The organism is Streptomyces sp. NPDC050423, assembly GCF_040655445.1.
Classification (GTDB): domain Bacteria; phylum Actinomycetota; class Actinomycetes; order Streptomycetales; family Streptomycetaceae; genus Streptomyces.
In genome coordinates this window covers 299,501-310,420 of the sequence record NZ_JBFAJY010000002.1, presented here as the reverse complement: position 1 = coordinate 310,420, position 10,920 = coordinate 299,501, and the positions used below count along the sequence as shown (strand labels likewise).

The following is a 10,920-nucleotide window of genomic DNA, read 5'->3' as shown; positions in this document are numbered from 1 at the left end:
AGGCGCTCCCGGCGACACCTACGTCAATCGCCCGACCGTGACAGCAAGGGGGAGCACCCACATCGATACAGCGTTCATGGGTCTCACCTCCTCGGGCGGTGTCGCGGTCGACTGCAAGCTACCAGCCTCCCGCGATCCCGCCCACTCCTTTTCCCGGCACCTGATCCCGCCCGCGCACCGGCCTCAGCCGGTCGGCCCGTCCTCTGCCTCGGGCGCACGCGAACGACGGCTGCGGAAGCGTTCCATGACGGTTACGCCGAGGATCACCAGCCCGATGGCGATGACTTTGCCCATCTGAATGCCGACCACCGGCACGTCCACGTCGCCGGAGCCCAGGAACATCCACAGCCCCCAGCCGATCCCGACGACGATGAGGAGGACGGCCCCCACGGGGCCCAGGCTCGACCACCACGGCGCCCCGGGAAGCGGGGCGGACTTGTCGTTTTCATTGTTCGTCAAGACTGTTCTCCAGCTGATGAAACGGGTAGCGGTTCCCGGCGCCGTCACGGGCCGGGAACATGGAGAGACGCGTGACGCGGGCCATCGGGTTGCCCGCGACGCGTCTCTGCCCCACCGCCTGCCCACAACTCCACGACGTACGCTCGAATTTCGGGGCAATCCGTGTACGGGCGCCGGCCGCGGCGGTCGCCTCCGGCCGGGCGACTGTCAGAGGCGCGCAGTACGGTCGCCCCATGGCAGCCAGAATCACCCTGACGCTCGACTGTGCGGACGCACAGACCCTTGCCGTCTTCTGGAAGACGGCCCTCGGCTATGTCGACGAGCCACCGCCGGCTCCCTTCAGAACGCGCGAGGAGTGGTTCGCGTCCTTCGACCTGCCGGAGGACGACTCCGTGGACGACAGCGCGTGGCTCTGCGACCCCGACGGCGTCGGCCCCCGGCTGTCCATCCTCAAGGTCCCCGAGCCCAAGACGGCGAAGAACCGGCTCCACATCGACGTCCGAGTGCCGGGGCACGGCAGCCCTGCCGAGCGATGGGCACGGATCAAGGCGGAGTCCGCCCGCCTGGTTCGGGCGGGCGGAACCGCCCTGGAGACGGTCGACGGGCACCATGTGGTGATGGCGGACCCGGAGGGCAACGAGTTCTGCGTCGCCGCCGCCTCTGCGTGACACTCCCGGGGCCGGGGCCACCGCCGGCCGGCGGTGGCCCCGGCCCGGTTCAGCCACCCACCCGCTCCACCGGAATCCACACCTCCGCGTCCGCGTGCGTACCGTCCTCGGACACCCGCGTACGCGAGAGCGACGGACCGGGCCGGCTCCGGTACGGGTTCGACGGGAACCACTGCGTGTACACGTCCCGCCAGAGGTACTGGACCGCCGACGGGAACTCGCCCGAGGACTCGAACACCGCCCAGGTCCCCGGCCCGACGTCGAGGCTCTCCGAGGCCCCGGGCACCTCCGCGTCACTCACCACCCCGTGGAAGTAACCGAGTTCGGTGCCCTCCACGTCATCGGCGGAGTGGTTGCTGACGACGCCGACGACACCTTCGGGCTCCCCGGTCGCATCCGCCTCCCAGCGCCCCAGCGTCTCCTTGCCGATACTTCTGACGAACTCCACGATCGCCGGGTTCATCCCCTCGTAGACCAGCGGGACCTGTGTCCCCCTGCCCACGAGCCTGAACCCGTCCTTCTCCACGACCCGGTACTTCATGCTGCTCTTCCCTTCGACGATCAGCCGGAAGGACATCCGGGGCTGGGAGTGCAGTGCCGCACCCGTCCGCCGCGCCTCGCCGGGGCCGACCCCGTGCACAGCGCGAAAGGCACGCGCGAACGCCTCGCCCGATCCGTACCCGTACCGCACCGCGACATCGAGCAGCGTCCGCTCCCCGGCGAGCACCTCGGCCCCGGCGAGCGTCAGCCGCCGCCGGCGGATGTACTCGGAGAGCGGGATGCCCGCCAACGCGGAGAACATCCGCCGGAAGTGGTACTCCGACGTCATGGCGATACGGGCCGGCTCCGCCGCGTCGATGGGATCACCGAGGTGTTCCTCGATATAGTCCACCGCCTGATTCAGCTGCTCCAGCACCCCTGGCCGTCCTTCCCTCTACCGATCTCCACGCTAGGGAAGCCCCACTGTGCCGGACCCGACATCCTGTGCCCGGTGCGGTCGGGCCGGCTCGCCGCCGGATGCCGGTGCGCGGCGGACAGCGTCATGCTCGCGGCGGGGCGGGGTCCGCACTCGGGCCTTCCGCCTCGAAGGCCTGGGCCACCGCGAGGCTGTCCTCGTAGACGTGGTGCCGGGTGACCAGGCCGTGTTCGAACGTGAGGTGCAGGGCGAACCGTGCCCGGTAGGCGCGTCCGGTGGGCCGGGCGGTCTGCCGGATCTCGCCGAACACGACCGCGTCGTCGCCGTCCACGAGGATGCGCTCGATCTCGGTGGCCGCGGACCCGGGCACGTGGTACTCGGCGAGCTCGCGGTAGTGGGCGGCGGCGTCGGCGCGGGTGGACCGGTGCCGGATCCACGGGGTGGCGGCGCGGCCGTGCTCGGCCGCCGGCCAGTCCAGCTTCCAGTCGCCCCGCTCGGCATACAGCTCGGCGATGCGCTCGGGGTCGCCCCCGCCGATCCGGCGCAGCAACTCCTCCACGGCGGCGCGGGTGGTCGTGGGGGTGGCAACGGCCATGACTGGTCCTCCAGTTCGTCACCCACGCCCTCCGACGTGGACGTCACCATTGTCGCCAGGACGGACAGCCCACGGCGATTACCTCCTGGGTAAGCGCGCGCTCCGGCGAGGGCCTCGAAAACCACTGGAGCGGCGCCGCTGCACGCAGTTACCCTGCTGCCGATCCACGTCATCCAGGCAAGGGCGTTCCGTTGTACACCGTTTGAGACCTCCCACGAGCTGATCTGTCGCGCGTCGCACCTGTGCGCCGTGCTGCTTCCTGCTGCGGACTTCTCACACTGAAACCGGTGTACCTCTGTGCTCAACAACTGGGTCGTCATGCCCACTTGCCTGCCACTCGTCCTCCGCCGTTGCCACACGTGCGCGTCCGAGAGCTTCCGGGCGAACGGCAAATTCCGCGTCAACGCGAACCACAAGCTGCTCGACGCCTGGCTCCTCGCCCTCTGCACCGCCTGCGGGGAAACCACGAAGCTCACGGTCCTGGAGCGGACGCATGTGCGCTCCGTACGGCCTGAGCTGCTGGACCGGATGCACGACAACGACCCCGGCCTGGCAGCCGAGTTGCTCCAGGACCCGGTCCTGCGGCACCGCAACCGCATCGCTCTCGACTGGGGCGATGCCTGGCGCCTCGACACCGATGGATCGGATCACCTGGACCGCGAGGTGATCGACGTCTCGGTCCACTTCGCCGCACGGATTCCGGTCAGGCCGGTGCGGCTGATCGCTGAAGGGTGCGGTCTGTCGCGGGCGGAGGTCGGGCGACTGCTCGCGGAGGGGAAGCTCCTCTCCGCGATCCGGCTGAGCGGCAGGACCTCCGGCGACTTCAGCTTCCTGCTCAAGCGCTGAGCCGTCCCGTAAACGTCAGGGCCTGTCCGGTATGACCACCGGACAGGCCCTGACAAGCGTCTCGGGATATCCCTGCCCGACCCCGAGGGCTCCCGGACGCGTTCGGCGCATCCAGGCGCTGCTGGTCAGCCGCCCTGACCGGCGCTCCCGATCGGGCCGACCTTCACCGGGGTACCGCTGCCGTCCGTGGCGGGCAGCGTGCCCCTGCCCGGCCAGGCGAGCGTGACCGACTTCGTCTCGTTCGGCGGGGTCACCACGAGACCCGTGATGCGGACGCCTGAGCCGCCCGACTCGTTGAGCGGGTAGTTGATGGCGAAGGCGATCTGCGACCCGTTCTTGAGGGTGTACGGCTCGCCGGGCGCGCCCGTGCGCTCGGCGGACAGCGACCCCGCGTTGGTCTTCAGGTCGACGCCCGCGAACCCGGAGATCACGCAGTCCTGGCCGCTGGTGTTCTTCATCTCCACCGCGACGGTCCCGTCGGGGTCGCCGTCGATGAAGTTGTCGATCGCCGTGATCTCCAGCCCGTCGGTACGGCACTTGGCGCCCTTGCTGCCGCCGGACCCGGACCCGGTCCCGCCGGCCGTGCCCTTCCCGCCGGTGCTCGTTCCCCCGGAGCTCGTTCCGCCGGAGCCCTTCCCGGCGGAGTCCTTCCCGCTGTCCTGATCCGAACCGTCCGAGCCCGAACCGCCGGTCGAGGAGGGCGCGGAGGAGGCGGTCGACCCGGACGACGGGTCGCTCGGTCCGGCGGCGCCGTCGTCGCCGTTCTGGCAGGCCGTGAGCGAGAGACCGGCGGCGACGATCAGGGCGGCGAAGGTGAGCTTTTGAGCGCGCATGGTTTCTTCCTCAGCATCGGTGGGGGGCGCCGGCCGCTCGGTACAGATCGGTACGGATCGGTACGAGCGGGCGTTCCTGACCACCAAGAGCGGTCCGGAGCGACGGACCGTTCCGCCCAACCACCGCCTAAGACACGCCTGTTACACGCACATCCTGGCGATGGGCGGAACACCGGCGCTCACGCCACCGCGCCGGCCAGCCGGGACGGCCGTTCCCGCCCCCGTTCCGCGGCTTTTCCCGGCCACCGCCCGCTGGGACAGACCCGTGACCCGGCGGATCTTGACCACCGTCGGGCGGAAAGGGCTTGAGTGGACCCGTCATCCCCGGCCCCGGAGCGCCGCGACCGCTGCGTCGAAGGCCGAGTCGCGGTTCTTCGCGAACTCCTCCTCGGCGAAGACCGGTGTACGGATGTGGGGCGGGATGCCCGCACCGTCGAAGGTCCGGCCCGAGCGGGTCAGGAACTCCTCGTTCGGGAGCCAGACCGCCATACCGTTGGGCAGCGTGCGGTCCTGGATGTCCGAGAAGACGCCCTGTGTGTTCTGCCCGATGCGGACGGTCCGGCCGGGCCGGTCGATGAGGGCCTGGGTGAACGTCTCGCCCGCACTGAATGTCGTCCCCGCTGTCAGCACGGCGACCGGACCGCCGTACCGGGGGACGCCGCGCGCCGGATTCACGGCGATGGACTGCGGACGCGTGTACTGGGTGCGCTTCCGGTAGGCCACGTACGCCGTGTCGGTCAGGCGCTCGGCAATGTGCAGACCGAGGGAGTCGGATCCGCCGCCGTTGAGCCGCAGATCGATGACCAGCCCGGTGAGCGAGGCCGTGCGCCCGGCCGTGAGGACGGCGTCCAGCGCCTTGTCGAGCTCGGCGAGCTGGGCGGCGTACGAGGGGTCCTGCCGGTTGTAGCCGCCGAACCCGGAGATCCGCAAATAGCCCCGCCCGCCGGGCAGATCCGCATAGCTGATCCGGCCGCTCGCGAACTCCTGCGGCTTCCGGCCGTTGAGGTCGCGCCGCACGATGTGCTTCTTGACCCTGGTGTCCAGCTTCTCACCGATCATGGTCGTACCTGGGCGCACCTGGGCGAAGTACCGGTCGCCGTCTTCGTCGAAGACGGCCACGTGCGCGTCGTACAGCGGCGTCACCATCTCGCTGAACAGGGCGAAGAGCTCGTCCCTGGCCGTACCCGCGTGCACCTTCGGCCGGTACGTGTCCCGTACGGCATGCCAGTCGATGCCCTTGGCGGCAAAGAAGGGGTAGTTCTCCTCGAAGGACTGCCAGAAGACGTCGAACGTCGCCACCGCGTCCGTGGACGCGGGCCGCCCGCACGCCGCCGGAAGCCTCGCGAGCCGCCGCAGCTCCCGGCGCCCCGGCGACCCGGACACCTCCAACGACCCGGTGGGCCGGACGGTGAGGAGCGTCCCGTCGGCGGACCGGTACACGCCTTGTGCCGTGCGCTGCGACGCCTCGCCCTTCAGACAGCTGACAGCGGTGGTCTGGTACTCCTGGAGGCGCCCGTCCGTGATCGACAGGACGGTGCCGTAGCCGTTCACGCGCCAGACGCCGTCGACGGTGGGCCGTGGCGTCGCGGCGGCGGGGACCACGGCCCCGCCGACAAGAGCCAGTGCCACCAGTGCCGTTGCCGCCTTGGAACTCCGGTGTCGCACACTTTTCCTCTCCCCCTGCGCAATCTGCGCCAGGGGGTCGACGATCGCCGACGGGCCGTCAGGGGGCCATCCGGCGGGCTGGTGGACCGTCAGGGGGATATCCCCCTGACGGCCCGCACCGACTACTGCTCGACGGTGAGAGCCCAGCGGATGCCAGAGGGCGCCGACACGCGAACGCTGCCCTCGGCGTGGGCTCTTTTCAGCGCCAATTCGTTGTACGTGCTGCTGACTTCCCCTTCTGCGCACTCCAAAGGAAAAGACACCGCCAACGGCTCGATGACCACCTTGAGCGTTCCCTTGCCCTGGCAATTCACCTGAACCGCCATCGGCCCGGACCCGGTTCCGGCCTCAAGGGGCAGCTCGGCATTCCCGTGCCGCGACGCCACAGACAGAAGGACTTTCCCGTCCTTCACCGGCTTCGGGGCTACCGAGACCTTCTCCCCCTCAACGTGTTCGCCCCTGCCGCCGGTCCGAGAAGGGGGAGCGGTTGCCGATGTCGAAGGTGCCGGGGGCGTTGCTGCGGAGTTCCCTCCGCCACTGCATCCGCTCGCCCCCAGCGCGACCGCGACGGCCAGCAAGGCGATGGCGCGGCCGGAGCCGGCACCCCACGAGGCCGTCAGCCTTTCGCGGTTACGCACAGACAAGACGGTGGACACAATTTCTCCGTGATCCGGTTGGTGCGGCGGAGCCTGCGGTGTGGGCCGGCGCCCTACGATTTCCGCCCCAGGGCCTCCTGGAAGGCGTCCCACGCAGCGGGAGCCAGGAGAAGAACGGGACCACCCAGCCGCTTGGAGTCACGGACGGCGACGGTGTGGGGGATGTTACGGGCGACCTCGACGCACTCCTGGCCCGCGTTGCCCCCGCTGTAGCTGGACTTGACGAACTTGTACCGAGCCACGTGGTCTACCGCTCCTTGAGCATTCCATCGATGAGCTTGGCCGAGTTGTGCTGAGCCAACGCCATCCGCGCGATGCGGTCGAAGAGTCCGCTGTGCCGGGCCGCATCAGTATCGCTCTCCAGCCAGAGAGTGGACGAGGTGGTATCCATGTGGACCACGTCGAGGGCCCCCTGCTCTGCGAACGACACAATGGTGAAAGCACTGGTCATGCCAGGATGGGCACCTGCGAGGTGGGGCATGATCTGCAGCCTCACATTCGGTTGCCGGGCCGCGTCCAGCAGATGGCCGAGTTGCTCCCTCATCACCGCGCGCCCTCCGACCAGTTGACGCAATGCGCTCTCATGCACCACCGCCCACAGCTCAAGCGGTCGATCGCCCGACAGCCGCGCTTGCCGGGCCATCCGGGATTCCACGAAGGGCTCGATCTCGCCGGGCTCTTCCCAGGACCCGTTCCCCACGGCAAGCGCTCGCGCATAGTCCGGGGTCTGAAGCAGACCGGGCACGATGGCCAATTGCCACGTCCGCAGGCTGGTGGCGATGTCCTCCAGTGCCACGTACTCGACCATGGACTGAAGTGCGGGGTACTGGTTCCACCAACCGCTCGCCTTACGGCGTTCGCGGTCGGCCTTGGCCAGAGCCAGCAGTTTTGCGACAACGGTGACGTCGTCCTCGCCGTACAGGTGACAGAGGGCCCTGATGTCAGGGTCTCTTATCGGTACGAGCCCACGTTCGATCTTCGCTACCTTCGCGACCGACGCCGTCAGCGCCTCCGCCGCATGCGATTGGCGCAAGGAGCGCGCCTCTCGCAAGCGCAGCAACTCACCACCGAGACGTCGTCCGAGCACGGTCGAAACCGTGCGCCCCCGGTCCGGGCTGTTACCTGCCACAAAGAGCTCCCCTTCGCCTGTCGCATCAGTCTGGAACCCCGTCGCATCGAACAACAACTAGGGCAGAGAATTTTCTGCCCGGATTACTTGCTGCCCGCCGGCCACGGCCACTACCGTCAGTACTACGCCGCTCACCCAGCGGCACCGCCCGGCGGAAGTGCACCGCCCTGCCCTGCTCAGGATCGGCATCGCCACCGCCCCCTCACCGAGAGGCACGCGTCCATGACCGCAGCCCAGGAGAAGGCCCCCGCGTCCACCCCCGAGCCCGTCCTCCAGGAGGACCGTCTCGACTACACCCCCACCGCCCGCAGCGTCAGCTACAGCCGACGTCGAGCCGTGCGGCTGGTCACCGAGTGGGGGTATCCCAACCACGTCGGGGAAGTCGCGCTGCTGGTCAGCGAGTTGGCAACCAATGCCTTGCTCCACGGCTCCGTGCGGGGACGGCTCTTCCGCGTTCACCTCGTCCTCACCGCCACCACCCTCCGCATCGAGGTCAGTGACCCGCGCGGCGAGCGGTTGCCGGCGGTGCGCGAGGCGGAGGACGACGACTGCTACGGGCGCGGGCTGCTGATCGTCGCCCGGCTGGCCGATCGCTGGGGCGTCGAGCCGCGCACCGTCGGCAAGACCGTGTTCGCCGAACTGGTCCTGCGGCAGCGGCCGGACATGCCGAGGGGCCCGCGCGAAGTTCGCGCGGGCCCCTCGCACACACCTACGCCCAGGTGATCAGGCGCTTCGGCTGTTCCAGGATCGCGGCGACATCCGCCAGCACCTTGGAGCCGAGCTCGCCGTCGACCAGGCGGTGGTCGAAGGAGAGCGCCAGGGTGGTGACCTGGCGGGGCTTCACCTTGCCCTTGTGGACCCACGGCTGGAGCTTGATCGAGCCGACCGCGAGGATCGCGGACTCGCCCGGGTTGAGGATCGGCGTACCCGTGTCGACGCCGAAGACGCCGACGTTGGTGATGGTCACCGTGCCGCCCGCCATCGCCGCCGGGGACGTCTTGCCCTCGCGGGCCGTGGAGACCAGTTCGCCCAGGGAGGCGGCCAGTTGCGGGAGGGTCTGCTCGTGCGCGTCCTTGATGTTCGGCACGATCAGTCCGCGCGGGGTCGCGGCCGCGATGCCCAGGTTCACGTAGTGCTTCTGCACGATCTCCTGGTTCGCCTCGTCCCAGGCGGCGTTGACCTCGGGGTGCCGCTTGATCGCGACCAGGAGCGCCTTGGCGATGATCAGGAGCGGGTTGACCCGCACCCCGGCCATCTCCTTGTCCTCCTTGAGCTCCGCGACCAGCTTCATCGTGCGTGTCACGTCGACCGTCACGAACTCGGTCACGTGCGGCGCCGTGAACGCGCTGCCGACCATCGCCTGTGCGATGGCCTTCCGTACGCCCTTGACGGGGATACGTGTCTCCCGCGCACCCATCGACGCCACCACGGCCGGGGCCGAGACGGGGACCGAGGCCGGGGCAGAGGCCGGAACCTGCACCGGCTCCGGGGCCGGGGCCTGCTCCGGCGTCGCCGCCGCGTGCACGTCCTCACGGGTGATGACGCCGCCCTCGCCGGTCGGGACGACCGTCGCCAGGTCGATGCCCAGGTCCTTCGCCAGCTTCCGTACCGGAGGCTTCGCGAGCGGCCGGGTCTCGGGTACGGCGGCGGTGCCCTGCCCGTTCATCTCGCCCTGGATCGCGGCGGACGCGGCGGCGGGGGCCGCCTCGGTGCCCTTGCGGGCGCGCCGCTTCGTGGAGGACTCGGCCACGCCGTAGCCGACCAGCACGGGCGTACGGCCCTTCGGCGCCTCGGCCTCCGGCTCGGCGGCGGGCGCGGAAGCCGGCTCAGCCGAGGCCGAAGCCGAAGCCGGAGCCGAGGCCGAAGCCGGAGCCTCGTCACCGCTGCCCGGCGCCACGTCCACCGCGATGATCACCTGGCCGACGTCGACGGTCGTGCCCTCGCCGAAGCGCAGCTCGTGCACCACCCCGTCGAACGGGATCGGCAGCTCGACGGCCGCCTTCGCCGTCTCGACCTCGCAGACGACCTGGCCGTCGGTGACGGTGTCGCCCGGCTTGACGAACCACTTGAGGATCTCGGCCTCGGTCAGTCCCTCGCCCACGTCGGGCATCTTGAACTCACGGAAGCGAGCAGCGTTGGAAGTGTCGGTCATCGTTGTCACGCCCCAGTCCTCAGTACGCCAGCGAGCGGTCGACGGCGTCGAGCACACGGTCGAGACCCGGCAGGTACTCGTCCTCGAGCCGGGCCGGCGGGTACGGGACGTGGTAGCCGCCGACCCTCAGCACGGGTGCTTCCAGGTGGTAGAAGCAGCGCTCCGTGATGCGAGCGGCGATCTCCGCGCCTGAGCCGTAGAACACCGGCGCCTCGTGCACCACGACCAGCCGGCGGGTCTTCTCGACCGACGTCTGGATGGCGTCGAAGTCGATCGGGGACATCGAGCGCAGGTCCACGACCTCGATCGACTTGCCCTCCTCCTGGGCGGCCGCGGCGGCCTCCAGGCAGACCTTCACCATCGGGCCGTACGCGACCAGCGTGAGGTCCGTGCCGGTGCGGGCGACGGAGGCCTGGTGCAGCCCGCCGGGGATGGACTCGGTGTCGAGCTCACCCTTGTCCCAGTAGCGGCGCTTCGGCTCGAAGAAGATGACCGGGTCGTCGCTCTGCACGGCCTGCTGCATCATCCAGTAGGCGTCCGACGCGTTGGACGGCGAGACCACCTTCAGGCCCGCGACGTGCGCGAAGAGCGCCTCGGGCGACTCGCTGTGGTGCTCCACCGCTCCGATGCCGCCGCCGTACGGGATCCGCACGACGACCGGCAGCTTGATCTTGCCGAGCGAGCGGGCGTGCATCTTCGCGAGCTGCGTGACGATCTGGTCGTACGCGGGGAAGACGAAGCCGTCGAACTGGATCTCCACGACCGGCCGGTAGCCGCGCAGCGCCAGGCCGATCGCCGTACCGACGATGCCGGACTCCGCGAGCGGGGTGTCGATGACCCGGCCCTCGCCGAAGTCCTTCTGGAGGCCGTCGGTGATCCGGAAGACCCCGCCCAGCTTTCCGACGTCCTCACCCATGATGAGGACCTTGGGGTCGGTGTCGAGGGCCTTGCGCAGCGACTCGTTGAGCGCCTTCGCGATGGACATCTTCTGCATGGCCATG

Annotated in this window: 13 protein-coding genes; 3 read left to right on the top strand and 10 right to left on the bottom strand. The window is 69.7% G+C overall.

Annotated features, from left to right (window positions below):
• Window positions 1-183: 183 nt before the first annotated feature.
• Complete coding sequence (locus tag AB0I52_RS02965; protein WP_363068291.1) at window positions 184-459, bottom strand: hypothetical protein; 276 nt, start codon at window positions 457-459, stop codon at window positions 184-186.
• A gap of 233 nt (window positions 460-692) precedes the next feature.
• Here AB0I52_RS02965 and AB0I52_RS02960 point away from each other — a divergent pair, with 233 nt between their 5' ends.
• A complete protein-coding gene (locus tag AB0I52_RS02960; protein ID WP_363068289.1) occupies window positions 693-1,127 on the top strand; it encodes a VOC family protein in 435 nt (144 codons plus the stop codon).
• Window positions 1,128-1,176: 49 nt separating this feature from the next.
• Here the strand turns inward: AB0I52_RS02960 and AB0I52_RS02955 are convergent, their stop codons facing one another.
• Window positions 1,177-2,043: an AraC family transcriptional regulator gene (locus AB0I52_RS02955; protein WP_363068287.1), complete on the bottom strand. Its 867-nt coding sequence runs from the start codon at window positions 2,041-2,043 to the stop codon at window positions 1,177-1,179.
• Window positions 2,044-2,167: 124 nt separating this feature from the next.
• On the bottom strand, window positions 2,168-2,638 hold the full coding sequence (locus AB0I52_RS02950; protein ID WP_363068285.1) for a nuclear transport factor 2 family protein: 471 nt from the start codon (window positions 2,636-2,638) through the stop codon (window positions 2,168-2,170).
• A gap of 297 nt (window positions 2,639-2,935) precedes the next feature.
• Between AB0I52_RS02950 and AB0I52_RS02945 the strand changes: the two genes are divergently transcribed.
• Window positions 2,936-3,484 (top strand): DUF1062 domain-containing protein, encoded by a 549-nt coding sequence (locus AB0I52_RS02945; RefSeq protein ID WP_363068283.1) that lies wholly within the window; start codon window positions 2,936-2,938, stop codon window positions 3,482-3,484.
• A 125-nt stretch (window positions 3,485-3,609) separates the two neighbouring features.
• Here AB0I52_RS02945 and AB0I52_RS02940 read toward each other — a convergent pair whose 3' ends face one another.
• From AB0I52_RS02940 to AB0I52_RS02920, 5 genes are all read right to left on the bottom strand, one after another.
• Entirely contained in the window at window positions 3,610-4,317 is a 708-nt protein-coding gene (locus AB0I52_RS02940; protein ID WP_363068281.1) for a DUF4232 domain-containing protein, read from the bottom strand.
• 318 nt (window positions 4,318-4,635) lie between these two features.
• Window positions 4,636-5,982: a S41 family peptidase gene (locus AB0I52_RS02935; RefSeq protein ID WP_363068279.1), complete on the bottom strand. Its 1,347-nt coding sequence runs from the start codon at window positions 5,980-5,982 to the stop codon at window positions 4,636-4,638.
• 122 nt (window positions 5,983-6,104) lie between these two features.
• Window positions 6,105-6,638, bottom strand: a complete 534-nt coding sequence (locus tag AB0I52_RS02930) for a hypothetical protein (protein ID WP_363068277.1) — start codon at window positions 6,636-6,638, stop codon at window positions 6,105-6,107.
• A gap of 53 nt (window positions 6,639-6,691) precedes the next feature.
• On the bottom strand, window positions 6,692-6,880 hold the full coding sequence (locus tag AB0I52_RS02925) for a DUF397 domain-containing protein (protein ID WP_363068275.1): 189 nt from the start codon (window positions 6,878-6,880) through the stop codon (window positions 6,692-6,694).
• A 5-nt stretch (window positions 6,881-6,885) separates the two neighbouring features.
• Complete coding sequence (locus tag AB0I52_RS02920; protein ID WP_363068317.1) at window positions 6,886-7,767, bottom strand: helix-turn-helix transcriptional regulator; 882 nt, start codon at window positions 7,765-7,767, stop codon at window positions 6,886-6,888.
• A 222-nt stretch (window positions 7,768-7,989) separates the two neighbouring features.
• On the opposite strand from AB0I52_RS02920, the gene AB0I52_RS02915 reads away from it, so the two are divergent.
• Window positions 7,990-8,490 carry an ATP-binding protein gene (locus AB0I52_RS02915; RefSeq protein WP_363068273.1) on the top strand — a complete coding sequence of 167 codons (501 nt, stop codon included), beginning with the start codon at window positions 7,990-7,992 and terminating at the stop codon, window positions 8,488-8,490.
• Here AB0I52_RS02915 and AB0I52_RS02910 read toward each other — a convergent pair.
• A complete protein-coding gene (locus AB0I52_RS02910) occupies window positions 8,477-9,928 on the bottom strand; it encodes a dihydrolipoamide acetyltransferase family protein (RefSeq protein ID WP_363068271.1) in 1,452 nt (483 codons plus the stop codon). The two genes, AB0I52_RS02915 and AB0I52_RS02910, sit on opposite strands and share 14 nt — an antisense overlap.
• Before the next feature lie 10 nt (window positions 9,929-9,938).
• Window positions 9,939-10,919, bottom strand: a complete 981-nt coding sequence (locus tag AB0I52_RS02905) for an alpha-ketoacid dehydrogenase subunit beta (protein ID WP_363068269.1) — start codon at window positions 10,917-10,919, stop codon at window positions 9,939-9,941.
• Between the last annotated feature and the right edge of the window lies 1 nt (window position 10,920).